Here is a 24,815-nt window from a genome sequence, read left to right as displayed (position 1 = left end):
ATGCCACCTTACTCGGCGAAGGCATCTTCGTCGTAGTCAAAGCCATCGTCGATAAAGCTGTCGTCACCAAGCTCACCATCGGTGACCTCGAAACGACGACGCTGTAGCCAGGCGTCACGAATGAAGCTGTAGCGATCACCGCGAATCAGATCCTCCTGATCGAGAAGGCTGGCACGCGCGTCGAGCAGCTCGAGACCACGCAGCGAGTAGCGCACGGTGTCGTCCTCGACGTAGGTCAGCGGGTAGGTGTACCAGTCGACCGGCAAGGCGCTGGTGTCACGCACTGTGCTGGGGCCGAGGAACGGCAGCACCACGAAGGGCCCCTCGCCCACACCCCAGGCAGCCAGGGTCTGGCCAAAGTCTTCCTCGTCGGCGATAAAGCCGGCATGGGTCGCCGGATCCAGAAGACCACCCAGACCGAAGGTGGTGTTCATCAAAAAGCGCATGCTCGAGTTGCCCGCATTGGCACCCTTGCCTTGCAACAGGCTGTTGAACACCGTGCGCACTTCGCCGAGGTTGTCGAAGAAGTTGCTGACGCCGCGCTCGAGCGGGTCCGGGGTCACGTAGCGATAACCCTGGGCGGCAGGCTTGAGTGCATAGCGATCCAGCACATCGTTGAAGGCGAAGACCCTGCGATTGAAGCCCTCCCAGGGGTCCGCTGGATTGGGCTCGCTGGATACGCCGCTGCTGGCGCAGCCACTTGCCGCCAGGGCGACGGCCATGACCAGGACACCCCTCTGCATGCCCTTGCCCAGGGCACCGCTGTAGTTCGCGTTCATCGTTCGACTGCCTCCCTTGCCTGTCCTTGTCACGATCGTCAATCTATCGGCGCTGTTGTCCGGGGTTGGACTCCGGGTAGCGTCAGCGACGACGCCTCTGCGTACGGCAGTCGTCTGGTTCCGCCGACGAGTCAGCGGTCGGTTCCCCGGAGGGTCGGCCTCAGTCCCTGCGAATCACCACGCAGCCCGCACTGTAGCCCGCGCCGAAGGAACACACCACCCCGGTAGCGCCCGGTTCCAGGTCTTGATGATGCAGATGGAACGCGATGATCGAACCGGCAGAACTTGTATTAGCGTAACGGTCAAGAATAATCGGCGCTTGATCCGGAGCAGGCTCCTGGCCCAGCACCCGTCGTGCGATAAGATCGTTCATGTGTCGATTGGCCTGATGCAGCCATAACCGCGACAGCGTACCAGGCGCGATATCCAGGCTCTCCAGGTGGTCACGGATCAACTGTGCCACCATCGGGCAGACTTCCTTGAAGACCCTGCGGCCTTCCTGCACGAACAGCTTGTCGGCTGCCTGGGGGTCGGCGTCGGTGACGCGGTTGAGAAAGCCCGCATTATTGCGAATGGCGTTGGAAAACTGCGTCACCAGTCGGGTCCCGAGCACCTCGAACCGTGTCTCGGCTGTCGCCACCTGGTCGCTTTCCAGCACCAGGGCGGTACAGGCGTCGCCAAAGATGAAGTGGCTGTCACGGTCGCGGAAGTTCAGGTGTGCCGAACACACCTCGGGGTTGACCACCAGGGCGCGGCGCACGCCGCCAGAGCGGATGGCATTGGCGGCGTTGTCGATGGCGAAGGTGGCCGAGGAACAGGCCACGTTCATGTCGAAGGCGTAGCCCCCGGTGCCCAGCGCACGCTGCAACTCCACCGCCACCGCCGGATAGGGGCGCTCCAGGTTCGAGCAGGCCACGATCACCAGGTCGATGTCGGCGGCCTCGACCCCGGCTGCGGCCAGCGCCTCGTGCGAGGCGGCCAGCGCCATCTCGCACTGGATGCCGGGGCTGTCGTTGTCGCGCTCGTCGAGCTTCGGGCGCATGCGCTCAGGATCAAGGATACCCTCGGCGTCCAGCACGTAGCGGCTGTGGATACCCGAGGCCTTGACGATGAATTCACTGCTGGAATGCGCCAGGGCGTCACGTTCCCCGGCCTCGATCGCCTCGCGGTGGCGGGCATTCTCGGCATCCACCCAGGCGTTGTACGACGCCACCAGGGCGTCGTTGTCGATGGCGTTGGCCGGGGTATACAGGCCGCTGCCGGTAATAAGCACCTTCGCTGGGGTCATGCCCTTCTCCTTCATGCGGCACCTCGGTGCCGCCGGTCGATCGCGACCGCCCGGGGCGGCCACTCACTTTCGTCATCTTTGGCGCGGGGGCCTTACCCCCGCCCGGTCAATTCCGCCCAGCGTTTCTCCAGGCGCTTCTCCGATACCGGCATGGCGGTACCCAGCTGCTGCGCAAACAGCGATACCCGCAACTCCTCGATCCACCAGCGAAACTCCACCAGCGATGGATCTTCGACGCCGCCTCGGTGCTCGGCCTGTCGACGCGTCTCGAGGCGCGTCTCGAAGTCCTGCACCGTCTGCATCAGCATCTGGTCGCGCATGCGCTCGCGCGGGGCCTTCTCCAGGCGCACCTGGGCGGCCTCCATGTAGCGCGGATAAGCCTCGAGCCAGGCACCGGCGTCGGTCACGAACCCCGGGTACACCAGCCGCTGCATCTGTGCCTTGAGGTCACTGTATACCAGCGCCAGCGACAGGCTCAGGTTACCCTTCAACGCCTTTGTCACCGCCAGGTGGCCTTCCAGTGCCGGCTTGAGCACCGCCACCAGCTTGTCGGCATGGGGAACGATATCCTGGCGAACCGCCTGAATGCGTTGTTCCAGGGCCTCGGCACTTCGCGGCAGCGGGTCCACCGCCACGACCTGCCGGAAGACGGCCGTCACCACATCTTCGGTCAGTGCACGCTTGCTGCCTACCTTGGCGAACAATAGAGCACAGGTCGACAGTCCCTGGGTACGCTCGATGGCCTTCACTTGATCTGGCAGGCGTTCCATCGCCGCCTTGACCACCCCGCGGCGATGCGCTTCATGGGCCTTGGCCGGATGATCAAACAGCTCGAGAGTGAGCCCGCTCGACGAAGGCACCAGCGCCGGGAATGCCTCGACGCGAATCCCGGCCTGGGAGGTCACCCGCGACTCCGGCAATGCCTGCTCGGGGAAGCCCGACAGCTCGGACTGGCTCTCCACGCTCTTGGCCAGCGCCCGGGCACCCTGACTGGCGGCAGCCTCGAAACGCCGCTCCAGCGCCCGCAGGTCACGGCCCTGGCCCAGCACCTTGCCGCTGTGGTCGACCACCTTGAGGTTCATCACCAGATGGGGCTCGAGCTGATCGAGGCGCCAGTCGTCCGGCGACAGGCGCAACCCGGTCTTGACCCGCAGAAATTCACCGAGCGCCTCGGTCAGGCTACCGTCCCCGGGCACCAGTGCCTCCAGCGCTGCGTCGACCCAGTCGGGGATCGGCACCACCTGTCGGCGTATCGACTTGGGCAGCGACTTCAACAGGGCGATGCACTTGTCCCGGAGCAATCCCGGCACCAGCCACTCGAGACGAGACGACGACAGCTGAGACAGCATCGCCGCCGGCACCGTCATGGTCACACCGTCATCCTCGGCCCCCGGCGCGAAGTGATAGGCCAGCGGATAGCGCACACCGTCGATCGACAGCTCGTCAGGATAGGCGTCACCGGTGACGTCATCCGCCTCCCGTGCCAGCAGCGCCTGACGGTCGAACTTGAGAAGCTCAGGGTCACTGCGCTCGGCCTTGCGTCGCCAGGCTTCGAAGCCCTTGCCGTTGACGATATCCTCAGGCAGGCGAGCGTCGTAGAAGTCGAACAGCTGCTCCTCGTCCACCAGAATGTCGCGCCGCCGTGCGCGATCCTCGAGGTCCTCGACCTCGTCGATCAGCGCCCGGTTGTGGGCAAAGAACTCGCCCTTGGTGCGAAACTCGCCTTCCACCAGCGCCCGGCGGATGAACAGCTCACGGCTTTCGACCGGGGCGATGGGACCATAGTGGACCTTGCGCCGGGCCACGATCGGCAGCCCGAACAGGGTGACCTGCTCGAAGGCCACCACCTGGGCCCGCTTCATCTCCCAATGGGGCTCGCTGTAGCTGCGCTTGACCAAATGGCCCGCCAGAGGCTCGATCCACTGAGGCTCGACCTTGGCCACGCTGCGCGCGAACAGCTTCGAGGTCTCGACCAGCTCCATCGCCATCACCCACTTCGGAGACTTCTTCGAAAGCCCCGATGCCGGATGAATCATGAACTTGCGATTGCGCGCCCCCAGGTACTCGCGGTTCTCGGTCAGGGTGCCCAGATGACTCAGCAGGCCGGTCAACAGCGCCTTGTGCATGGCCACCGTTTGCTGACGCTGGCGCTCCTTGGCCTGACCGTCGTCATCTTCACCTTCGGCGGCGATGGCGGGCCTGGCCGACGGCACCTGGATATCCATGTCCTTGAGCAGCTGACGCAACTGGCGGAAGGTATCGTGCCACTCGCGCAGGCGCAGGTAATTCAGGAAATTATCGCGACACCAGCGACGCAGCCGGTTGCCCGAGAGTTCCTCTCGGGCGGCTTCGAAGCCGTGCCACAGATTGAGCAGCGCCACGAAGTCGGAATCCGGATCCTGCCAGCGGCGGTGGGCCTGATCGGCGGCTTCGCGCTTGTCGGAGGGTCGATCACGCGGGTCCTGCACCGCCAGCGCCGAGACCACGATCAGCACCTCGCGCAGGCTCTGCTGCTCGACCCCGGCCAGCACCATGCGGGCCAGGCGCGGATCGATGGGTAGCCGCGCCAGCCGTCGCCCCAATGTCGTCAGGCGGCTGTTGTCGTCGACCGCACCCAGCTCATAGAGCAACTTGAAGCCATCGGTGACGAAGCGCGAGTCAGGTGGATCGACGAAGGGGAAGTCCTGGATGTCGCCCAGTTTCAGCGACAGCATCGACAGGATCACCGAGGCCAGGTTGGTGCGCCGGATCTCCGGATCGGTAAACTCAGGGCGCGCCAGGAAGTCGTCTTCGTCGTACAGACGGATACACACGCCTTCCGCCACCCGGCCGCAGCGGCCCTTGCGCTGATTGGCGCTGGCCTGGCTCACCGCCTCCACCGGCAGGCGCTGAATCTTGGCGCGATAGCTGTAGCGACTGATGCGCACCAGCCCCGGGTCGATCACGTAGCGGATACCCGGCACCGTCAGCGAGGTCTCGGCCACGTTGGTGGCGAGCACGATGCGCCGCCCACTGTGGGGAGCAAACACGCGGTTCTGCTCGGCGTTAGAAAGCCTGGCGTAGAGCGGCAGTATCTCGGTGCTCTTGAGATCGGCGCGCCGGAGCACGTCGGCGGTCTCGCGGATCTCACGCTCACCGGGCAGAAACACCAGGATATCGCGGGGACCATGGAACCAGCGCTTTTCGCGCTCGATGGTCTCGATTTCCTCCACCGCGTGAAGGATACCCTCGCTGAGGGTGCGGTCTTCCTCGTCATCTTCGTCGCGGATCAGCGGACGATAACGCACCTCCACCGGGTAGGTACGACCCGAGACCTCCACCACCGGAGCAGGACGCACGACGCCGTCCTGGTCTCGGCTGGCAAAGTGCTGACTGAAGCGCTCCACATCGATGGTGGCGGAGGTGATGATGACCTTGAGGTCGGGGCGGCGGTCGAGCAGGCGCTTGAGGTAACCGAGCAGGAAATCGATATTGAGGCTGCGTTCGTGGGCCTCGTCGATGATCAGGGTGTCATAGCGGCGCAGGTCCGGATCCTGGCGGGTCTCCGCCAGCAGGATGCCGTCGGTCATCAGCTTGACCAGGGTGTCGTCGTTGGTCTGGTCGGTGAAGCGGACCTGATAACCCACCTGCTCGCCCAGCGGCACCTGCAGTTCTTCTGCCAGACGGGTCGCCACCGAGCGCGCCGCCAGGCGCCGCGGCTGGGTGTGGCCGATCAGCCCGCGACGGCCAAGCCCCAGCTCCAGACACAGCTTGGGCAGCTGGGTGGTCTTGCCGGAGCCGGTTTCGCCGGCCACCACCACCACCTGATGGGACTCCAGTGCCTTGAGGATATCGGCTCGCCGCGCCGCCACCGGGAGCTGCTCGGGATAGTCGAGCGTGACCGGGCGCGCCTGGCGCGAGGCCAGGGTCTGACGAGAGCGCTGCCAGTGGTGCTCGACCTCCTTGAGTCCCCGGTCGATGGGCTTGCCGTCGCGTCGACGACGCTCGAGACCGGCCAGACGCTTGGCCAGCGTCGGGCGATCGCGAAGCATCACCTGTTCCAGTCCTTCGGTCAGAGACTTCAGGCGAGAGGCGTCGTCGGCGTTTTGCTGGGCGGTGGGCGTAGAACTACTCACGTTGGGGTCGAAGGCTCCGGGTGGATCATGGGCGCCGCGTCGCACGGACGCGGGGCGGGAAGGCTCCCGCAACGCAAAGGGCGCTATTGTAACGCCGCAGCCAAGGCAAGGGCCAATCGCCGGCCCCTGCCCTTCCCCGGACCTTGTCGGCGGGCGTCAGCCGTCGGTGCCGGTCCCGGTTTCGGTGCTGCCTTCGTCACGCAACTGGCGCCGGAGCACCTTGCCGACGTTGGTCTTGGGCAGTTCGTCACGAAACTCCACCAGCTTGGGCACCTTGTAGCCGGCCAACTCCTGCTTGCACCAGGCGCGCAGCTCGTCACTGGTCAAGGAGCTGTCCTTGGCCACCACGAACAGCTTGATGACTTCGCCGCTGGTATCGTCGGGCACCCCGACGGCGCAGGACTCGACCACCTTGGGGTGGGCCGCGACCACGTCCTCGATCTCGTTGGGATAGACGTTGAAGCCGGACACCAGAATCATGTCCTTCTTGCGATCGACGATACGCACGTAGCCATCGTCCTGGATGACCGCGATGTCACCGGTGTGGAAGAAGCCATCGGCATCGATGACCTTGGCCGTCTCGTCATCGCGGTTCCAGTATCCCTTCATCACCTGGGGGCCGCGCACGCACAGCTCGCCCGGCTCGCCCGGCTCGGGGTCGCCACCGTCAGGGTTGCACAGCTTGAGCTCGGTGCCGGCGACGGGGCGGCCGATGGTGCCCAGCTGTATCGCCTCCACCGGGTTGAAGCTGACGATCGGCGAGGTCTCGGTCAGGCCGTAACCCTCGGCGATGGGGCAGCCCGTCACCTCTTCCCAACGCTTGGCCGCGGCCTTGGTCAGCGCCATGCCGCCGGAGATGGTCAGGTGCAGGTGGGAGAAGTCCAGCGCCTTGAAGTCGTCACGATTGCATAGCGCATTGAACAGCGTATTGAGTCCGACGAAGCCGGTGAAACGCGTCTTCGAGAGCTCCTTGATAAAGGTATCGAGGTCCCGCGGATTGGTGATCAGCAGCGAATGGTTGCCGCCTTCCAGCATGAACAGGCAGTTCACCGTAAAGGTATAGATGTGATAGACCGGCAGCGGCGCGACGACCACCTCGCTACCCTCGCTCAAGCCACCCCCGATGATCTGCTTGGCCTGCAGCATGTTGGCCACCAGATTGCGGTGGGTCAGCATGGTGCCCTTGGCAAGCCCGGTGGTCCCCCCGGTGTACTGCAGCGCGGCGATATCGTCGAGCTCGCGTTCTACCTCACGGTGCTCGAGGGAGGCGCCTTGCTTGAGCACCTGACGCAACCTGACCGCCTTGGGGATCGAGTAGCGCGGCACCATCTTCTTGACGTACTTGACCACAAAGTTGATCAGCGGTCGTTTGGGGAAGTCGTGCAGATCACCGATCTCGGTGATCACCACATGCTCGATGTCGGTCTTGTCCAGCACCCGCTCGAGCTTGTCTGCCATGTTGGCCAGGATCAGGATCGCCTTGGCGCCGGAATCCTTGAACTGGTGGGTCATCTCGCGCTCGGTGTACAGCGGATTGGTGTTGACCACCACCATGCCGGCGCGAATGGCGCCGAACACCGCTACCGGGAACTGCAGCAGGTTCGGCAACTGGATCGCCACCCGATCACCGGGCTCAAGGTTGGTCTCGTGCTGCAGCCAGGCGGCGAAATCACCGGACAGCCGGTCAAGCTCGGCGTAGGTCAGGGACTTGCCCATGCACGAGAAGGCCACCTTTTCGTCGTAGCGCTTGACGGAGCGGTGGAAGATATCCATCACCGAATGATAGTCATCGAGCCCTTCCAGGGCCTCCCCCCGAACGATCGATGCAGCGGCGTTCTCACTCATGGGCGTTCTCCATTCGGGGGACCAGGTCCCCTCTTATTATCAAATTGTGGTGTCGACACTGGCTACCATAGCCCAGTCCCGCAGCGACTGTAATACGCTTGATTCAAACTTTCGTTTAAAACCCGCTATTCATCGCTTAGATAACGGGCCACGATCTCGCCTTCCCGCCACACCAGCAGCTCACCCGGCTGCATGCGCACCCACTCTTCGTTGTCGGTGAGCGGTTCGGTGGCCAGCACCGAGACCACATCGTCGGGGGTGGTGTGCTCGACAAAGTTGACCACCATCTCGGCGTCCGACAGGTTGGCCTCGCCAAAGGGCGCGCGGCGGGTGATATGGGCGAGCTTGGTGGAACAATAGGTGTACAGGTACTCGCCGTCGGCCAGCAGCAGGTTGAAGACCCCCAGACCTCTGAGCTTCTCGCACAGCTCGTGCAGCGAAGACCACAGACCGCGACGATCCTCCGGCGGGTCTGGATAGCGCCGCCGGAGCTCACCCAGCAGGTGGCAGAAGGCGTGCTCGCTGTCGGTGGACCCCACCGGTCGATAGCTGGCGAGTTCCAGCGTCTCCCAGCCGGACAACTGGCCGTTGTGGGCATAGCACCAGGGCTGCCCCCACATCTCGCGCACGAACGGATGGGTATTGGCCAGTTTCACTCCACCCACATTGGCCTGGCGGATATGGCTGATGACGATATTCGACTTGATCGGGTATTCGCAGATCAGCCGGGCGATTCGCGAGTGCACCGAAGGATGAGGGTCGCGAAATTCGCGATAGCCCCCCTCTTCGTAAAAAGCGATGCCCCAGCCGTCACGGTGGGGGCCGGTGCCGCCGCCACGATGCAGAAAGCCGGTAAAGCTGAAACAGATATCCGTGGGCACATTGGCACTCATGCCCAGAAGCTCACACATGGGGTTCCTCTCTTGTTGACCCGGCCGCAGCCAGGCGAGTGCGCCGGCGACGCCACAACAGCCAGGCGATCACCACCACCGCCAGGATAGCGGCTACCAGCCAGCTGCGCGGATCATGTCGAGCACGCTCGAGGGCGGGCTCAAGACCAGGCCTTCCCTCGCGCCACCACTGCACCAGCCGCTCGGGGCCTTCATTCACCAACGCCACAAACTGGTCGGCCAGCGCCTCGCCAGCCTCCTCCTCGGCCTGTCGCTCACTGGCTTCGGCGAAGCGTTCACCGGACAGGGTGGGGCCTGCCAGCGCCCGATCCAGGGCCACCTCGCCATCGCGATTGATCCACAGCGGCGGCAGGTTCCAGCGGGTCTCGTTGCCGTCGATCGTCGCCACCGCCGAGATCCGCAGCGGACGGCTGACCTCATCCTCCTGGGGCGGAATTTCCAGGCTCCAGCGCCTGGCGTCTGCCGGGGCCACCTCCAGCGACTGGCCCAGCAGATCGGCCTCGAAGCGGGTGTTGTCGTGGCCAAGGCGCGGATGTTCGGCCACCAGCGTCACCCGACGCCCGGATTCGTCCAGTGCCGCGCCGACGGCCGGCAGCACATTGACCGCCTGCACCCGTCGGCGATGGAAGTCCTCGCCCTCGGCGGTGATCACCAGCTCAGCCGCGCCGGTGCCCGACGGCGACGGCAGCCGCCCGCGAAACACGCCATCATCGTTGCCAAGCGCCAGGATCTGCAGGCCGTCCACCGCCTCGCCGGACAGCTCCGCCGTCACCTTGAGCCCCTCGGGCACCGTCACCTCGCCGTCACTTTCGACACGCACCGCCAACGGCACCTCGAAGCCGGAATACAGCGTCGCGGGCAGCGCCTCCGTCACCAGGTGGCGATCGCTGTTGACGGTAATCCGCGAGTCCGCCGCCAGAGGACCCTCGATCCGCCACTCCCCCTGGGCGGGGTCGGGTACGCGGATCAGGTCGAAGCGTGGTTCCCGCTGCCAGCGCACCTCTGCGGGTGCGGTGTCGCGGGTGTAACGGGTGCCGTCCGGCGCCACCAGGGTCACCTCTCCCTGGCCGGGGTCATGGAAGATCAACGCGGAAAAATCGTCGACGCCGGCATCGACGGTGAAACGGCGGTCCTCAAGCGGCACCTGATCCACCGGGAAGATGCGCTCGACGATATCGAGAAAGGCGCCCAACAGGGCGTCCGGTGTCTCGACCACCGCCGCCAGTCCCCCGGTGCGCTGCGCCAGTCGCTCGACCAAGGCAACGTCGGCGCCTGGCGAAAAGGCGATGGCGTGGATGGCCACCCCCTGGTTGGCCAGGTCCGGCACCATCGCCTCGACCAGGCGTTGGCGAGAGGCAAGGTCCACGTCGGGCTTGGCACCCCTGCCCGGCGACAGGTCGATCACCCCGTCGGTCAGCAACACCAGGTGGCGCCAGCCGTCACCCTCGGCTGCTGCCGCGGTGCGCAGCGCCGCCTCGATATCGGTATGCTGCTGATACTGTTCCAGCGCCGGCGGCAGCGCCAAGGCCCGCTCGCGCCACTGGGCGTCGACCTGCCCCAGAGGCAACGGATTGTCGATCGACTCGCCGAAGGTCCAGATGCCGGCGCTGACACCACTCGGCAACAGCGCCACCAGCATGTCCAGCGCACTGCCTGCCAGGCGATTGGGGTCATTGGTCTTCATGCTGCCGGACACGTCCACCACGACGCGAACGTCCGGTGGCTCATCCGAGCCCGCTTGCCCAGTCACCGACTGGGCAAGCGCCGTCAGCGGCGACAGGCACAACGCCACGATTGTCGCCATCATTACCCCTTTCCCGCAGCGTTGCTGGCCCCGCTTGGCCATGTGTCCTCCTTGGAACTTGCCCGGAATCTCCAGGCCGTGGGCGGTGGACGTCTTTTACATCCCCCTTCGACGTGTTTATCGATGGTTCACCGTTCACGGTGGCCAGAGCGACCTCGCCAGCAGTTTCTAGCCGAGCAGTTTCTAGCCGAGCACCGGCTCCTGACGCTCCCGCCCTTCTTCACGCGACGTCCCATGAGCCTCTGCGTCCTGGTCACGCGCCGCTGCAGCGGCCTCGGCCTTGCGCAGACGGCGACGACGGCCACTCCACCACAGTGCCAGTCCAAACAGCGCACCGATCGCCGCGCCGACGATGACGCGCGTGGCCGCCGGCACCAGCACGCCATTGTTGCCGTCCATGAAGGCGACCGCTGCCACCATGATGGCCGGCGCCTGACCGCTGTAGACCTGGCCTTCCTCGATCAACGGCAGTTCGAACATCGACGGCATCCACATCACGCCGGCCACTGCCCAGGTCAGCACCAGGCGTGGCAGGCGCGGTAAAAAAGCCAGTCCAAGGTAGCCAGCCAACAGTACGACCAGCGACAATGCGCCATAGATCAACCACAGCGTGGACATGGAATCCGAAATCAACATTGCATGCTCCAACCTGACGTGCGCGCCGCGCACAGATGAAATTTCTCTTGAGTATGGTACATCTCGCACCATGAAAGCACAGCCGCCAAATGCACCGGCCGCAGCAACTCGGGGCCCCGCCCTGGACTTCACGCGTCAGGACGATAACGCCTGGCACTGGCTCGAGAATCGCGACGATCCCGCCGTGAGTGACTTTCTCGAGGCCGCCAACCGCCAGGCAGACACCTGGTTTGCCCCTCTGGAATCCTTGATCGAGCGACTCTACCAGGGCCACCTGGCGCGGCGAGAGCTGGCCGTCAAGGGGCTGCCCAGTCGCCTGGACCACTTCACCCTGTGGAGCGAGACCGCCGCCGACGCCGACTATCCGGTCTGGTGGCGCCACCCCAACGATGCCCCGCAGTCGCGCGAGGTGTTCTTCGACCTCGAGGCCAGAGCGCAGGAGCACACCTTCCTCGAACTCGGTGACATGGCGCTGTCCCCGGACGAGCAGTGGCTGGCCTGGACCGAGGACACCCAGGGTGACGAGACCTATCGCCTGTTCATCAAGCGCCTGCCCGATGGCGCCGAGCATCGACTGCTGGACGACATCGGCCCTGAGCTGTGCTGGGCCGAGGACGGCCAGACCCTGCTGTTCACCCGCTACGACGCCACCCAGCGACCCGACAGCGCCTGGCGGCTCAGCCTGTCGCTGGATGCGGCCAGCGCAGACGCCAGGGTCGAGACCGACGAGCTGGTCCTGCGCGAGGACGACGCCGAGTTCTGGATCGGTCTGGGCAAGACCCGATCGCGGGCCTGGCTGACCATCGAGTCGGCCTCCAAGGACACCAGCGAGACCCATCTGGTTCCGGCCCACGCGCCAGCGACTCCCCCGCACTGCTTTCAGCCCCGTCGCCCGGGCGTTGAGTACGCCCTCGATCATCGTCCCGGTCACTTCTATGTGTTGCACAACGAAGGGCTGGTGCACTTTCAGCTGGAAGTGGAGAACGAAGACCGCTCCGGTCAGCGGCGAGTACTGGTGCCCCATCGCCAGGAGACCACCCTGGAGGGTGTCGATGCCTACGCCTGGGGCCTGGTGATCGCCGAACGCGACCACCTCGAGGCCCAGGTGCGCCTGCGTCGCCTCGAGTTCGACGGCGACCACAGCGTCACCCTCGACGCCCCCCTGCCCTGCTCGCCCGCACCGCTTAGCCTGGGGCTCGGCGACAGCCCACACTTTGACGACCGGATACTGCGCCTGCGCGAGGAATCCTTCTGCACCCCGCCAAGCTGGTGGTCGCTGGATCTTGATAGCGGCGAGCGCCGACTGCTCAAGCGGCAGCCTCTGCACGGCGATCTGGCACCGGAAGACCTGCACTGCCAACGGCTGTGGGCCGAGTCCCACGACGGCGAGCGGGTCCCGGTGTCCGTGGTCTGCCGCAAGGACCTGGCGAACCAGCCGCTGCCGACGCTGCTGTATGGCTACGGTGCCTACGGCGAGGCGCTGGATCCCTGGTTCTCGGTGTCTCGACTGGAACTGCTCCGGCGTGGCGCGGCCTTCGCGGTGGCCCACGTGCGAGGCGGCGGTGAGCGCGGCGAGCCCTGGTACCTGGCCGGCAAGCTCGAGCACAAGCCCAACAGCTTCGAGGACTTCCTGGCCGCACGTGACGCCCTGGTCGACGCGGGTGTATCGAATCCCCAGCGTATCGTCGCTTACGGCGCCAGCGCCGGCGGTCTGCTGGTGGGCGCCAGCCTCAATCGCGCGCCACAGGCATTCTGCGCGGCGGTACTCGACGTGCCCTTTGTGGACGTCCTGCGTACCATGGAAAACCCGGACCTGCCGCTGACCACGGCGGAGTACACCGAATGGGGCAACCCCAGCCACGCCGCCGACGCCCGACGCATCGGCAGCTATTCACCGCTGGACAACCTCGATGCCGAGGCCTGGCCGCCGGTATTCCTGCAGGGTGGCTGGCACGATAGCCGTGTGCCCTACTGGGAGCCGGCCAAGCTCTACGCACGCCTGAGCCTGGCGAACGCCGAGCAGGCGGCACTGTCCAACCGGACAACCCTATTGAAGACCGACATGACGTCCGGTCACGGCGGCGCCTCGGGTCGTTTCAAGGCCTGGCGCGAAGGGGCACGCCAGGATGCCTTCGTGCTCTGGGCCCTGGACTTGCTGGATGCAGACCTGGTGAATGCGGACCTGATGGGCAACCCTCCGGTCGAATCACCAAGGCCCCATCCCTGCTCCACCGACGAGAACCCGCAGGCCTGACCGCACCTTTGGACGCCCTTGGCCGCTTTAGCGGCCACTTTCAGAATAAGGAATTTCATGAACGCCAAACCGATGCTCGCCCTCACCGCTGCGCTATGGCTCGGCACCTCCCTCGTCGGCTGCTCCGACGACAACGAGTCCGAGACGTCCGAGGGCACGTCACAGCAGAGCGAAAACGTCACCTCCGGTAACGGTGGCGGCAGCAACGAGAGCGCGGACTCAGCCAGTGAAGACGACACCAGCGGCGAACAAGGCGACGACATCTCGGAGATGAGCCAGGCGGATCGCCGCGAGGCACTGGAGCAGTCCCTGCGCGCCAACTTTGATCCCCAGCTCGGCGAGATTCGCTATCTGGTCGGCTGGAGTGACCTGAACGACGATGGTCAGGACGAGGCCGTGGTCCACGTGGTCGGCCCGATGGTCTGCGGCACCGGTGGTTGCGATACCCTGATCCTCGAAGCCCAGGACGACGCCTACCGCGTCATCAGCGCCCAGCCCACCACCCAGCCTCCGATCCAGCTTGGCGAAGCATCTCACGAGGGCTGGCGAGACCTGGTGGTCAAGCGCCACCTGGCCGCCGATCAGCCGGCTCAGGCCCTGCACCTGCGCTTCGACGGCAGCAGCTACGTCGAAGCCGAGGGCAACGAAGGCGAGGCCGAGAACGCCACCGTCCTGATCGAAGACTTCAACAGCCTCGATGACGCCCGTCCGCTGTTCACCGGTGAGGGGGCCATGTCGGGGTCTCTCGAAGGTGACATGGAAGGCGAGATGGAAGAAGCGATGGAAAGCGAGCGTTCAGAGCCGGAGGTCGACCCCGACGCCGCCGCTACAGCCGCCGCACCGCAAGGTAGCGATGACGACCAGGCTGACCACGAAGGAGAAAGCACAGAAGACGGCGACAACCGGCAAACGGACGCTAGCCACAGCGGCAATTGATCGCCAACACTCGGCGAAGCCTTCTTTGCCGACAAGGCGCCGGGCCTCTTCACGAGGCCCGGCGCTGTCGTTTCCCTATCTAGCCGGTCAGGCGGCGGTGGCTCCATGCCTGGCCAGACCACGCCCCAGGACATAGATCCCCCACGCCACCACAAAGGTCAGCGGTGCCGAGGCTCCGGCCAGACTCGGCGACAGCATCAGCGCGATGCCGACGATCGCCGCCAGGGCCCAGGCCGCCAGCCCCACAGGGTTGAAGGCGCTGATGTCAGCGTCCAGATCGACCTCGAGACGCCCCTCCGGCGACAGGATATGGGCCAGTGCCACCCCCACCCAGGCCACCACGAACACGCCTTGATAGGCCAGGGCCGCCAGCAGGTAGCTGAACACGTCCGCCCGCATCAGCAGGTAGGCAAGCCCGCCCACCAGACAGCCGGCCAGGATCTTGTTGAGTTTGAGGCCGGTGAGCTTGCCGACGAAGGCCTCGAGATTGACCGTCGCCAGGTAGAAGTTGGCGGTATTGATACGGCTCTGGGTCACCCACACCAGCGCCAGCCCACCGAGCCCCATGAGCTCGAGCAGTCCCAGCACGATGGACGCCTCCGACAGGCCGTCGGTAGGCAGGCAGGCGTCGAGCAGGATCCCCACCACTCCGCTGAACACGAAGGTCATCAGATAAAAGGGAATGCCGAAGGTGACGCGGGCATGGAAGCGGCTATCCTCGACGCGACCGAAGCGGGCGTAGTCGAAGGTAAACATCATCAATACCCAGACCCCCATGTAGTAGGCGAAGGTGGACATCCAGCCGAAGGGACTGGCGCCTCCTTCGGGCACTCGGGACAGCCAGCCGGAGGGATAGCCGAACTCGGCCATCGCCATGCCCACAGCGATCAGCATGCCGACGATGTACACCGGCAGCAGCACGCCGTTGAACTTGTCGAGCCAGTGCTGGACGCTGCCGAAGATCAGCGAAACCCCGACCACCACCACGATCAGGGTAGCGCTGGCCATGCCGAGCGACGGCGACCACTCGGACAGCACCAGCGCCATCACGTAGCCCTCGAACACCGCGTAGTAGAGCGCGGTGGCAAAAAAGATCAGGGTTGCGATCATCGCCCCCAGATGACCGAACAGGACCCGGGAAAACAGCGCCACGGTCAGTCCGGTACGTATCGCATAACGGCTGATCACCGCATTGATGACGCCGTAGCAGACCACCGTCAGGGCGATACCGATCAGCGCGTTGGTGGTGCCGTAGCTGCGGGCCATGGCGGCGGCCACCACCATGTAGAAGATGGCGCTGCATACCGCCCACCAGGCCATCATCAAATTGCCTCTGGGCATGCGTTGGTCCAGGGGCATGGGGCGGTCGGCGAAGTCGCCGGCGCCTTGCCCAGCTTTCTCGTGGGATGTCGTGTCGTTCATGGTTGTTGCCTCGTGCTGTTGTTGTGGTTGGACGAAGCCCCTTGGACAGAAGAGTCAGCCCATACCTCGGTGACAGGGCTCGAGTGACATTCCGGGGCAAGGGGAGCCCGGGCAGAGACGTCTGGCTCCGCCGGGCAAAGTGACAATTGCGGGAATAAGTGAGACGGGATCGAAGCACTCAGGCTCTTGCCTTCGATCCTTTTCAGCCGGCTAGTCGAGCGCCTGGCCGAGGGCCTGGTCCCGGGCATCGCCCAGTGCTTGACGCAGCGCCTCCAGGCGCCCTGCGTAGGCCTTGCGCGCCTCCAGCGCCTGTTCGAGGGACACCTGTACGAAGCGCACCTTCTGATGGGGCTGGATCTGGCCCACCAGATCCATGTCGGCGCTGATCACCGTGCCAACCATGGCGTAACCACCGCCGGACACGGCGTCTCGGTGGAGGATGATCGGCTCGCTGCCGGCGGGCACCTGGATCGAGCCGATGGGATAGCAGGCATCGACGATGTTGGACGGGTCGTCACCTGCCCCGAAGGGCGGCTCTCGCTCGATGAACCGAAGCGGCGTGCCGCCCTTGAAGCGATAGCCGATACGATCGGCCTCCGAGGCCACGCTCCAGTCCTCCTGATAGAAGCGTTCCCTCGCCTCTTCCTCGAGCAGGTGGTCGTAAAGTCCGGGTACAACGCGCAACTCATAGTGCTTGGCAAAGCGCGGCACAAAGGCCTCGGGAAGACGCCGACCGACTGCCGCGCGGGTTGCGGCGTTGGGTTGACCGACGGGCAGCACATCGCCAGCCTTGAGCGGACGCCCCTCGTAGCCACCGAGGGCGCCGAGCGCGTAGGTGCTGCGGCTACCCAGACGCTCGGGCACATCGATGCCGCCCTCCACCGCCAGGTAGAGCCGCGCCCCGGCACGCACGAAGTCGAAGCTCAGCACACTGCCCGCTGGCACCTCGAGCACCTCGAAGTTGGGATGGGGCTGACCATCGATCTTCGGCACCATTTCCGCGCCGCCGGTGGCGATACGACAGGCCTGGGTAAAGCGCAGCTCCGGCCCCATCAGGGCGCACTCGAGTACCGCGGCGTCCTCGGCGTTGCCCAGCAGCAGGTTGGCCGAGCGCATGGCGAACTGGTCCATGGCGCCAGAGGGCGGAATGCCCAGGTGGTAATGACCGGCGCGTCCAGCATCCTGGACCGAGGTCGCAAGCCCCGGCTTGATCACTTCAATGCTCATTGAGCACCTCCTCGACGCGACGGGCCACGGCTTCGGGGGCCTCGCGATATTCATCCAGGTCGAACACGAATGGCGCGGTTTTCGGGCGGAAGCGCCCGGCCTCGGCGGCGGCCACCATGGCGTCGTACTCGCTGCGATCGACGGGCCGATGCTTGACGATGTCCCCGGGGCGGAAATAGATCATCGAGTCGTCGATGTGGGGCTGGCTGCCGCTGGGATCGTAGATCGGCATGGGGGTCACCCCGAACATCTGATAGCCCCCGGCGCCGCGCACCGAGTAGATGCAGCTGAAGCAGCCGCCATAGCCGACGGTCTGCTTGGGCGTATCGGTACGAGGCCGCACGTACTTGGGCACCTCGATCTGCCGCTCACGGGGCACCATCTGGTACATGAACGGCAGGCCGGCGACGAAGCCCACCATGGACACGAACCAGGGACTGGCGCTGTGGGCCTCGATAAAGCCATCGACGCTGGTAAAACCGTTGATCCTGGCGGCGTACTCCAGGTCGGTGCCTGACGGGTCCTGGTGGCGATCGCGAAAGCGCATCAGCGTCTCGTGGGTCCAGGGGTCGTTGTAGAGCACCGGCACCTCCACCACCCGGGTCTCCAGGCGCTGAACCTGCTGGCCGAGCACCTCGGCATCGATCTGCTCAAGGGTCTCGATCAAGCGTGACAGCGGCAGCCGGTCAGGATCGTAGCGAACCTGATAGGAGGCGTTGGCGGGACAGATCTCGGTCACCCCGGGGATCTTGCGCTCGGCAAGCCGACTGGTGATCGACACCCCACGAAAGAAGGCTTCCAGGTTCATCGCCTCGGACAGTTCGACGAACAGGAACTCGTCACCGGCGGCGCTGTAGCGTGCGGGCTTGGCCTGCCCGGGGTCACGCTGGGTGGATGGCTTCATGACGCTTTCTCCTGTACTGATGGCGCTGACGCCGCCGATGCTGTGTCCAGCCAGAGCTCCAGGGTGCCGGTATGGAAGTCGCCGCGACGTACCGCCTGGTCCTCCACCAGCCGACGATGCAGCCCCGCCGTGGTGGTGAAGCCCTCCAGCGTGAATTCGTCGAGGGCACGACCGGCACGGACCAGCGCTGAGGCGCGATCCTCGTCCCAGACGACCAGCTTGGCCACCAGCGAGTCATAGAACGGCGGCATCCTGTAGCCCTCGTACAGGGCGCTGTCGACGCGCACGCCCGGGCCGGTGGGCCAGATCAGTCGCTCGACCTGCCCCAGCGATGGGAAGAAGCCATTGTCCGGGTCTTCCGCGTTGATACGCATCTCCACGGCCCAGCCACGTATCGCGATATCGTCCTGGGCCACCCCCAGCGGCTCACCCAGGCATACCCTGAGCATCGCCCGCACCAGATCGACACCGGTGATCATCTCGGTGACCGGATGCTCCACCTGGATGCGGGTATTCATCTCGATAAAGAAGAACTCACCGCTGTCATCGTCGTACAGGTACTCAAGCGTCCCGGCGGCCTTGTAGCCGACGTGCTCGGCGAGCGCCACCGCTGAGGCGCAGAGGCGCTCGCGGGCGGCCTCGTCCAGCGCCGGCGATGGGCTTTCCTCGAACACCTTCTGACGCCGTCGCTGCAGCGAGCACTCCCGCTCGTACAGATGCACGGCACGCTCACCGTCGGCCAGGATCTGCACCTCGATATGTCGTGCACGCTCGATAAAACGCTCGAGATAGACGCTGTCATCGCCGAAGGCGGCTCGCGCCTCGCTCTGGGCCAGCGGTAGCTGGGCGCGGAGTTCCGCCTCGTCGGCAGCGGTGCGAATGCCGCGCCCGCCACCGCCGGCGGCGGCCTTGATCAGCAGTGGATAGCCGACCTCCAGGGCGACCTTCACCGCCTCCTCCACGTCGGCCACCGCCGACGGCGACCCCGGCACCACCGGAACACCTGCGACCAGAGCGGTGCGCCTGGCCTCGGCCTTGTTGCCCATGCGCTCGATCAATTCGGCGTCGGGGCCGACGAAGATCATGCCGGCCTCGACCACACGGCGCGCGAAGTCGGCGCTCTCCGACAGGAAGCCGTAGCCGGGATGGACCGCCTCGGCACCGACTTCCCGGGCTGCCGCCAGGATCGCCTCGATGTTCAGATAGCTCTTGGCGGCCTGGGCCGGGCCGATACATACCGCCTCATCGGCCAGTTTGACCGCCAGGCTGTCGGCGTCGGCCTCACTGTGGGTGACGATGCTGGTCAGGCCGAGTTCGCGGGCGGCGCGCACCACCCGCACGGCGATCTCACCGCGATTGACGATCAACAGACGGGTCGCATTCATGCCTCGCCCTCCGAAACGTCGATGACCAGGATGTCCTGACCGGCTTCCAGCACATCGCCGTCATCCACCTCGATGGACGCGATCTGGCCTGTCACCTCGGCCTTGAGTTCGCAGAACTGCTTCATCACTTCGAGCAGGCCGATGGTGTCGCCGGCCTGGACGCTATCACCCGGGGACACGAAGGCCTCGGCCTCGGGCGAGGGACGGCGATAGAAGACGCCGGGAAAGGGGGCTTGCTGTGTTTGCTGGGACATGAGGTCTCTCGCTTGTCATTGGAATTGGTTTGCGCTGAACACGATCAAGGTGAAGATGGCTGTGGCCAGGCGGCCGCAGGCTCAGGGAGCCTTGAGCTCGATGCTGGCATCGGCCAGCCGGCGGCGGATGGCGTCGAGCATCTCCAGCGCCCCGGGGGAATCGCTGTGCAGACACACCGACTGAAAGCTGACCGGTACACGCTTGCCGCTGGCGGTCTCGACCACGCCCTCGCGGGCCGCCAGCAGCACCTTCTCGGCTACCGTTTCGGGGTCGAGGCGCTGCACCTGCCGGACAAAGACGATGGAACCCTGATCGTCGTAGTCACGATCGGCGTAGAACTCGTGGACGCGCTGGATGCCCTCGGCCTCGGCGACCCGATCGATCACCGACCCGGCCAGGCAGTAGATCGGCAGATTGGCGTCGATGGTCATCAGTGCGCGACATAGCGCCGTGGCGAAGCCCTCGTCCCTGGCCGCGTGCATGAACAGGGCCCCGTGAAGCTTCAGGTGATGAAGGCCTAGGCCCTCCCGGGCGGCCAGTTCGCGCAGGGCGCCGAGCTGATAGATGACGTCATTGACCAGTTCATCGGCGGCGGCGTGAATATGCCGGCGACCAAAGCCGACCAGGTCGCGGAAACCGGGATGGGCCCCCACCGCGACACCGTGCTTCGCCGCCTGCTGCAGGCTATGGGTCATGATGGTGGGATCGCCGGCGTGGAAGCCGGTGGCGATATTGGCGGAACTGATGCCGGCCATGATGCGATCGTCGATGTCTCCGCCGATGCGCCAGGCGCCGAATCCCTCCCCCATGTCGGCATTGAGGTCCAGTGTTGTCATTGTGGGTCTCCTCGCGGGTGTTCCATCGTTGTATATGAGAGACGCCACTGATTGGAAATACCAATTCTTGTTTGGCATTATCAAAAAATCCGAATAACAGGTTCGAACAACAGAACTTGAGGGAGATCTCACATGGCGCGCAGTCCTTCCCTTCGCAAGCTGCGCTACTTCGTGGCGGTGGCGGAAAGCGGCAAGGTGACCCAGGCCGCGGTGGACCTGAACGTGTCCCAGTCGTCGATCACCACCGGGGTGCGGGAAATCGAGGACGAGCTGGGCGTCAAGCTGTTCGACCGACAGGCCCAGGGCATGGTGCTGACCCGCGAAGGCACGCGTTTTCTCGACCGGGTCAGACACGTCTTCCAGGCGGTGGACGAGGCCTTCGACTCGACCCGGGTGCACTCGCCGACGCTGGAGGGACGCCTCGATCTGGCCATGAGCTATACCGTGGCGGGTTACTTTCTTCCGCCGCTGCTGGCACAGTTTCAACGTCGCTATCCCGGTGTGACGGTACGCCTGCACGAGGCCTCGAGGCCGACGATCCAGGCCGGCCTGCTCGGCGGGCGCTTCGATCTGGCCATCATGCTGATCTCCAACCTTGAACCGGGTGCCCCGCTGGCCCAGCACCTGCTGATCCGATCGCCCCGCCGCCTGTGGGTCGCCAGCCACCACCCTCTTCACGGCAGGCGCGACGTTGGCCTGGCCGACGTCGCCCGCGAGCCCTATATCATGCTCAACGTCGACGAGGCCGAGCAGACCGCACTGCGCTACTGGGCACCATCGGGACTCGGCCCACAGACGCTGTTCAGCACATCCTCGGTGGAAGCGGTGCGCTCCCTTGTCGCCAGCGGCTCGGGCGTCAGCATCCTGTCGGACATGGTCTATCGGCCCTGGTCGCTGGAGGGCCGACGCATCGAGCACATCGACCTGGCCGACCCCATCCCGACCATGGACGTGGGCTTCGCCTGGGACCGCAAGAGAGCACTGTCGCCGCCGGCCCAAGCGTTTCGCGACGCCCTGATCGAGGCCATGGCGGCGGGCTGACGGCACGCCAGGTACCAGGGGCATGCCACAACGCAAGCGACCTCCCGAAGGAGGTCGCTATCAGAGATTGCAGGTGGCGTTGCCACAAGAGGCGTTCAGCCCTCGACCGGGATCACCGCGATGATGTGGTCCTCGAGGTCGGCCTCGTCCACCTCGGTCTCGGGGATGGCGAAGCTGCGCACGCTGATACCCTTGCGGTGGACCCGCTCGGGATCACCGCAGATCAGATGGTGCCAGCCGGCGAGCTTTCGTCCCTCGGCCAGCCGTCGGTAGGCGCAGGAGTGCGGCAACCACTTGAACTGGTGGGCGAGCTCGGGCGTCAGGTGGGTGCAGTCCGGCACCTTGGCGAGGCGATTGTCATAGTCGCTGCAGCGGCAGCTGTGGGTATCGAGCAGCCGGCAGGACAGGCCCAGCACCGCCAGATCGCCGGTGTCCTCGTCCTCGAGCTTGCGCAGGCAGCACTGGCCGCAGCCATCGCACAGCGCCTCCCATTCCTGCTGGGTCAGCTCATCGAGCGCGTAGCGCTCCCAGAAACGTTCTCTCAGCTCGGCCATGACGTCAGTAGCGGGCTTCGGTGGGGGTGCGATACAGGTCCAGCAGATACTCGTCCTTGGCCGGCGGCATCTGAAAATAGAACCCCTTTTCCTCGATCGCCGCCATCACCTCGGCGCCGCTGGCGCGCGCCAGCGCCTTGTCGGCGGTGAGGATCATGGTCATCACCGATACCGGCGTGCCGAAGCGCTCCATCAGCGCTTCGGGGACCCGCTTGAGCCCCTCGCGCTTGTCCACGTAGAGATACATCTCGTCCTTGCGCGAGCTCTTGAATATCTCGCACAGCATCTTGCCCTGCATCGTCGTCATGTCGGTCTCATCGGGCGCCACCTGGGCTGCCCTGTCGGTCTGGTGGGCGTCCTTTCGATTCATCGGACGCCTCGTCGTTGCTGTTAGTGTTTCGTCAGCCTGGTCGAGTCCTTCTTTCTAGCCGGCTTGGGCCAACTCCCCCAGGGCTCCTTCAAGGCGCTCATTAAGTCGTTCGCCACGCCAGCCACTGGGCAGCGGCAGCGGCTGGTTGCGCAGGCTGGCGGTGACCAGGGCTTCCAGCTCACGCCGGCGCAGCAGCACTTCGGGGGCGACGCCCAGCGACTCGGCGTCGAGATTGACCACCTTCTTGAGCGCCTTCATGCGCGCCTTGAACGGCGGCAAGGTTGGTGCCAGTGGCGCAGGTGCGAGCTCCGAGACCTCTCGGTGGGCGGCCTGCTTGACCATCGCCAAGAGGGTGTCGCCCTCTCGCTTGATCAGGGTCGGCTTGACGCCCTCCACCGCCGCCAGGTCATGACGGTTGGCCGGCATCTTCTCGGCGATGGCGTAGAGCACACGATCCTGAATCACCCAGTTGCGCGGCAGGTCCCTGGCCCGGGCCTCGCCCTCGCGCCAGGTGGTCATCAGGCGGTAGGCCTCGACCTGACGCGGGGCCAGCCGCCATAGCTGACGCTGGCGCAGGTACCACTGGCCGTCGCTTTCGCTGGAGCGCTGCGACTGGGCCACCAGGTCGGTACAGTCCTCCAGCACCCACTCGAGTCGACCGTGGCGCTCCAGCGACTCACGCTGGTGCTGCCACACCATCAGCAGGTAGACCACGTCCAGCGCCGCGTAGCTCAGCTGGGAATCGCTCAGGGGGCGCTCCAGCCAGTTCGAACGGGTCTCTTCCTTGGGCAGCGTCTCGCCCACCCAGAACTCCACCAGCCGCTGGTAGCCCATGGCGGCGTCTTCGCCCAGGAGCCCCTGGGCCACCTGGGTGTCGACCAGCGGCGTCGGCGCGACCCCGGCCCAGTGGCCGAATACCTCGAGGTCCTCGCTGCTGGCGTGCAGCAGCTTCAAGGCGTCATTGGTCAGCAGTTGCCGGCAACGCTCGGTGCAGGCGACCTCCAGCGGGTCGATCAGATAGGTGGCGTCGCCACCGTAGATCTGGATCAGTGCGGGAACCGGGTGAAAGGTCTTCTCGCGAAAGAACTCCGTGTCCAGCGCCAGTACCGGTGCCTGGGACAGCGCCTGGCAGGCGTCGTCGAGAGCGTCGGCGCTATCGATCCATCGAATATCAGGGATTACAGGCATTCAAGCATCCATTTGAGGCAACAACGTTCGCCCGACTTATTCACTGTCGAAGGGCAGGCGACCGGAAAAGGCGCGGCTCAAGGTCCCGCCGTCGACGTACTCGAGCTCACCCCCCATGGGAACACCATAGGCCAGACGCGACAGACGTGCACCGTGGCGCTGGATCTGGGTGGCGATATAGTGGGCGGTGGCTTCGCCTTCCACGGTGGGATTGGTCGCCAGCACCACCTCTTCGATCAGGCCCTCTTCCATCAGGGTCTCGAGCTGATCGAGACCGATGTCCTCGGGCCCGATACCGTCCAGAGGCGACAGGTGGCCGTGCAGCACGAAGTAACGTCCCTGAAAGCCGCCGGCCTCCTCGATGGCCAGCATATCCGCCGGCGACTCGACCACACACAGCAGGCTGTCATCCCGACGCGCGCTCTGACATAGCCCGCACAGCGGCTCTTCGGTCAGGGTCCGGCAGCGCTGGCAGTAGCCTACCCTTTCGACCGCCTCACGCATCACCTCGGCCAGACGCTGGCCGCCTTCACGCTGGCGCTCCAGCAGGTGCATGGCCATGCGCTGGGCGGTCTTGGGCCCGACGCCCGGCAGCACGCGCAGTGCGTCCATCAATTGCTCGACCAGGGGAGAAAAACTCATGGGCAAACTCGTCCAGCGCCGGGCAAACACTGCGTCCGGCGGATACACTCTCGCCCAGGCCAGTCGCTGGCCCGGGTCGCGTCAGGGTCGGCTTAGAACGGCATCTTGAAGCCGGGCGGCAGGTTGAGGCCCGAGGTCACCTCTTCCATCTTGGCCTTGGAGCTGGTCTCGACCTTGCGCACGGCATCGTTGACCGCAGCGGCCAGCAAGTCCTCGAGCAGTTCCTTGTCCTCTTCCATCACCGACGGGTCGATCTCGACCTTGCTGACGTCATGGCGGCCGTTCATGGTCACCTTGACCATGCCGGCGCCGGCTTCACCCAGCACCTCGGCCTTGGCGATTTCTTCCTGGACCCGCTGCATCTTGTCCTGCATTTCCTGGGCCTGCTTCATCAGGTTACCCATTCCACCTTTCATCATGGTC

Annotated in this window: 21 protein-coding genes; 3 read left to right on the top strand and 18 right to left on the bottom strand. The window is 65.3% G+C overall.

Annotated features, from left to right (window positions below):
* Positions 1 to 8 precede the first annotated feature (8 nt).
* From NFG57_RS07135 to NFG57_RS07105, 7 genes are all read right to left on the bottom strand, one after another.
* Positions 9 to 779: a VacJ family lipoprotein gene (locus NFG57_RS07135; RefSeq protein ID WP_045993225.1), complete on the bottom strand. Its 771-nt coding sequence runs from the start codon at positions 777 to 779 to the stop codon at positions 9 to 11.
* Positions 780 to 939: 160 nt separating this feature from the next.
* Positions 940 to 2,067, bottom strand: coding sequence for a beta-ketoacyl-ACP synthase III (locus tag NFG57_RS07130; RefSeq protein WP_045993224.1), 1,128 nt, complete (start codon positions 2,065 to 2,067; stop codon positions 940 to 942).
* Positions 2,068 to 2,159: 92 nt separating this feature from the next.
* Positions 2,160 to 6,182 carry an ATP-dependent RNA helicase HrpA gene (gene hrpA, locus NFG57_RS07125; RefSeq protein ID WP_348815785.1) on the bottom strand — a complete coding sequence of 1,341 codons (4,023 nt, stop codon included), beginning with the start codon at positions 6,180 to 6,182 and terminating at the stop codon, positions 2,160 to 2,162.
* 156 nt (positions 6,183 to 6,338) lie between these two features.
* Positions 6,339 to 8,027, bottom strand: a complete 1,689-nt coding sequence (locus NFG57_RS07120) for an AMP-binding protein (RefSeq protein WP_045993223.1) — start codon at positions 8,025 to 8,027, stop codon at positions 6,339 to 6,341.
* Positions 8,028 to 8,152: 125 nt separating this feature from the next.
* The gene (locus NFG57_RS07115) at positions 8,153 to 8,938 is read right to left on the bottom strand and encodes a class II glutamine amidotransferase (protein ID WP_045993222.1); all 786 of its coding nucleotides are present in this window, start codon (positions 8,936 to 8,938) and stop codon (positions 8,153 to 8,155) included.
* The gene (locus NFG57_RS07110) at positions 8,931 to 10,745 is read right to left on the bottom strand and encodes a vWA domain-containing protein (protein WP_045993221.1); all 1,815 of its coding nucleotides are present in this window, start codon (positions 10,743 to 10,745) and stop codon (positions 8,931 to 8,933) included. Before NFG57_RS07110 ends, NFG57_RS07115 begins: the two co-directional genes overlap by 8 nt.
* 180 nt (positions 10,746 to 10,925) lie before the next feature.
* Positions 10,926 to 11,378, bottom strand: a complete 453-nt coding sequence (locus NFG57_RS07105) for a hypothetical protein (RefSeq protein WP_045993220.1) — start codon at positions 11,376 to 11,378, stop codon at positions 10,926 to 10,928.
* A 70-nt stretch (positions 11,379 to 11,448) separates the two neighbouring features.
* Here NFG57_RS07105 and NFG57_RS07100 point away from each other — a divergent pair, with 70 nt between their 5' ends.
* Entirely contained in the window at positions 11,449 to 13,632 is a 2,184-nt protein-coding gene (locus tag NFG57_RS07100) for a prolyl oligopeptidase family serine peptidase (protein ID WP_348815784.1), read from the top strand.
* Positions 13,633 to 13,689: 57 nt separating this feature from the next.
* Positions 13,690 to 14,568 (top strand): hypothetical protein, encoded by an 879-nt coding sequence (locus NFG57_RS07095; RefSeq protein ID WP_348815783.1) that lies wholly within the window; start codon positions 13,690 to 13,692, stop codon positions 14,566 to 14,568.
* An 87-nt stretch (positions 14,569 to 14,655) separates the two neighbouring features.
* Here the strand turns inward: NFG57_RS07095 and NFG57_RS07090 are convergent, their stop codons facing one another.
* The 6 genes from NFG57_RS07090 to NFG57_RS07065 all read right to left on the bottom strand — a co-directional run bounded on the left by NFG57_RS07090 (position 14,656) and on the right by NFG57_RS07065 (position 20,597).
* Positions 14,656 to 15,990 (bottom strand): allantoin permease, encoded by a 1,335-nt coding sequence (locus tag NFG57_RS07090; protein ID WP_348815781.1) that lies wholly within the window; start codon positions 15,988 to 15,990, stop codon positions 14,656 to 14,658.
* A 210-nt stretch (positions 15,991 to 16,200) separates the two neighbouring features.
* Entirely contained in the window at positions 16,201 to 17,217 is a 1,017-nt protein-coding gene (locus NFG57_RS07085) for a biotin-dependent carboxyltransferase family protein (protein ID WP_348815780.1), read from the bottom strand.
* Positions 17,207 to 18,121 (bottom strand): allophanate hydrolase subunit 1, encoded by a 915-nt coding sequence (locus tag NFG57_RS07080; protein ID WP_348815779.1) that lies wholly within the window; start codon positions 18,119 to 18,121, stop codon positions 17,207 to 17,209. The genes NFG57_RS07085 and NFG57_RS07080 overlap by 11 nt, the downstream gene beginning before the upstream one ends.
* Positions 18,118 to 19,506 carry an acetyl-CoA carboxylase biotin carboxylase subunit gene (locus tag NFG57_RS07075; protein ID WP_348815778.1) on the bottom strand — a complete coding sequence of 463 codons (1,389 nt, stop codon included), beginning with the start codon at positions 19,504 to 19,506 and terminating at the stop codon, positions 18,118 to 18,120. The genes NFG57_RS07080 and NFG57_RS07075 overlap by 4 nt, the downstream gene beginning before the upstream one ends.
* Positions 19,503 to 19,760 carry an acetyl-CoA carboxylase gene (locus tag NFG57_RS07070; protein WP_045993215.1) on the bottom strand — a complete coding sequence of 86 codons (258 nt, stop codon included), beginning with the start codon at positions 19,758 to 19,760 and terminating at the stop codon, positions 19,503 to 19,505. Before NFG57_RS07070 ends, NFG57_RS07075 begins: the two co-directional genes overlap by 4 nt.
* An 81-nt stretch (positions 19,761 to 19,841) precedes the next feature.
* Positions 19,842 to 20,597: a 5-oxoprolinase subunit PxpA gene (locus tag NFG57_RS07065; RefSeq protein ID WP_045993214.1), complete on the bottom strand. Its 756-nt coding sequence runs from the start codon at positions 20,595 to 20,597 to the stop codon at positions 19,842 to 19,844.
* 132 nt (positions 20,598 to 20,729) lie between these two features.
* On the opposite strand from NFG57_RS07065, the gene NFG57_RS07060 reads away from it, so the two are divergent.
* Entirely contained in the window at positions 20,730 to 21,638 is a 909-nt protein-coding gene (locus tag NFG57_RS07060) for a LysR substrate-binding domain-containing protein (protein WP_045993213.1), read from the top strand.
* A 95-nt stretch (positions 21,639 to 21,733) separates the two neighbouring features.
* On the opposite strand, the gene NFG57_RS07055 is transcribed toward NFG57_RS07060, so the two are convergent.
* The 5 genes from NFG57_RS07055 to NFG57_RS07035 form a co-directional block, all read right to left on the bottom strand.
* On the bottom strand, positions 21,734 to 22,192 hold the full coding sequence (locus NFG57_RS07055; protein ID WP_348815776.1) for a YcgN family cysteine cluster protein: 459 nt from the start codon (positions 22,190 to 22,192) through the stop codon (positions 21,734 to 21,736).
* 4 nt (positions 22,193 to 22,196) lie between these two features.
* On the bottom strand, positions 22,197 to 22,490 hold the full coding sequence (locus tag NFG57_RS07050) for a YcgL domain-containing protein (protein WP_045993267.1): 294 nt from the start codon (positions 22,488 to 22,490) through the stop codon (positions 22,197 to 22,199).
* Between the two features lie 126 nt (positions 22,491 to 22,616).
* Positions 22,617 to 23,750, bottom strand: coding sequence for a ribonuclease D (gene rnd / locus NFG57_RS07045; protein WP_045993211.1), 1,134 nt, complete (start codon positions 23,748 to 23,750; stop codon positions 22,617 to 22,619).
* Between the two features lie 36 nt (positions 23,751 to 23,786).
* Positions 23,787 to 24,392 carry a recombination mediator RecR gene (recR, locus tag NFG57_RS07040; protein WP_045993210.1) on the bottom strand — a complete coding sequence of 202 codons (606 nt, stop codon included), beginning with the start codon at positions 24,390 to 24,392 and terminating at the stop codon, positions 23,787 to 23,789.
* Positions 24,393 to 24,484: 92 nt separating this feature from the next.
* Positions 24,485 to 24,811: a YbaB/EbfC family nucleoid-associated protein gene (locus NFG57_RS07035; RefSeq protein WP_045993209.1), complete on the bottom strand. Its 327-nt coding sequence runs from the start codon at positions 24,809 to 24,811 to the stop codon at positions 24,485 to 24,487.
* Positions 24,812 to 24,815: the final 4 nt, after the last annotated feature.

It is taken from the genome of Halomonas sp. H10-59 (assembly GCF_040070555.1).
Classification (GTDB): domain Bacteria; phylum Pseudomonadota; class Gammaproteobacteria; order Pseudomonadales; family Halomonadaceae; genus Halomonas; species Halomonas litopenaei.
This window is presented reverse-complemented; position numbering and strand designations above follow the sequence as displayed.

Coding starts and splice junctions, on each gene's coding strand:
- NFG57_RS07080 (WP_348815779.1), bottom strand. CDS start 18,121: ATGAAGCCATCCACCCAGCGTGACCCCGGGCAGGCCAAGCCCGCACGC.
- NFG57_RS07100 (WP_348815784.1), top strand. CDS start 11,449: ATGAAAGCACAGCCGCCAAATGCACCGGCCGCAGCAACTCGGGGCCCC.
- NFG57_RS07055 (WP_348815776.1), bottom strand. CDS start 22,192: ATGGCCGAGCTGAGAGAACGTTTCTGGGAGCGCTACGCGCTCGATGAG.
- rnd (WP_045993211.1), bottom strand. CDS start 23,750: ATGCCTGTAATCCCTGATATTCGATGGATCGATAGCGCCGACGCTCTC.
- NFG57_RS07115 (WP_045993222.1), bottom strand. CDS start 8,938: ATGTGTGAGCTTCTGGGCATGAGTGCCAATGTGCCCACGGATATCTGT.
- NFG57_RS07035 (WP_045993209.1), bottom strand. CDS start 24,811: ATGATGAAAGGTGGAATGGGTAACCTGATGAAGCAGGCCCAGGAAATG.
- NFG57_RS07075 (WP_348815778.1), bottom strand. CDS start 19,506: ATGAATGCGACCCGTCTGTTGATCGTCAATCGCGGTGAGATCGCCGTG.
- NFG57_RS07130 (WP_045993224.1), bottom strand. CDS start 2,067: ATGACCCCAGCGAAGGTGCTTATTACCGGCAGCGGCCTGTATACCCCG.
- NFG57_RS07095 (WP_348815783.1), top strand. CDS start 13,690: ATGAACGCCAAACCGATGCTCGCCCTCACCGCTGCGCTATGGCTCGGC.
- NFG57_RS07135 (WP_045993225.1), bottom strand. CDS start 779: ATGAACGCGAACTACAGCGGTGCCCTGGGCAAGGGCATGCAGAGGGGT.
- NFG57_RS07050 (WP_045993267.1), bottom strand. CDS start 22,490: ATGCAGGGCAAGATGCTGTGCGAGATATTCAAGAGCTCGCGCAAGGAC.
- NFG57_RS07065 (WP_045993214.1), bottom strand. CDS start 20,597: ATGACAACACTGGACCTCAATGCCGACATGGGGGAGGGATTCGGCGCC.
- NFG57_RS07105 (WP_045993220.1), bottom strand. CDS start 11,378: ATGTTGATTTCGGATTCCATGTCCACGCTGTGGTTGATCTATGGCGCA.
- NFG57_RS07085 (WP_348815780.1), bottom strand. CDS start 17,217: ATGAGCATTGAAGTGATCAAGCCGGGGCTTGCGACCTCGGTCCAGGAT.
- recR (WP_045993210.1), bottom strand. CDS start 24,392: ATGAGTTTTTCTCCCCTGGTCGAGCAATTGATGGACGCACTGCGCGTG.
- NFG57_RS07090 (WP_348815781.1), bottom strand. CDS start 15,990: ATGAACGACACGACATCCCACGAGAAAGCTGGGCAAGGCGCCGGCGAC.
- NFG57_RS07060 (WP_045993213.1), top strand. CDS start 20,730: ATGGCGCGCAGTCCTTCCCTTCGCAAGCTGCGCTACTTCGTGGCGGTG.
- NFG57_RS07110 (WP_045993221.1), bottom strand. CDS start 10,745: ATGATGGCGACAATCGTGGCGTTGTGCCTGTCGCCGCTGACGGCGCTT.
- NFG57_RS07070 (WP_045993215.1), bottom strand. CDS start 19,760: ATGTCCCAGCAAACACAGCAAGCCCCCTTTCCCGGCGTCTTCTATCGC.
- NFG57_RS07120 (WP_045993223.1), bottom strand. CDS start 8,027: ATGAGTGAGAACGCCGCTGCATCGATCGTTCGGGGGGAGGCCCTGGAA.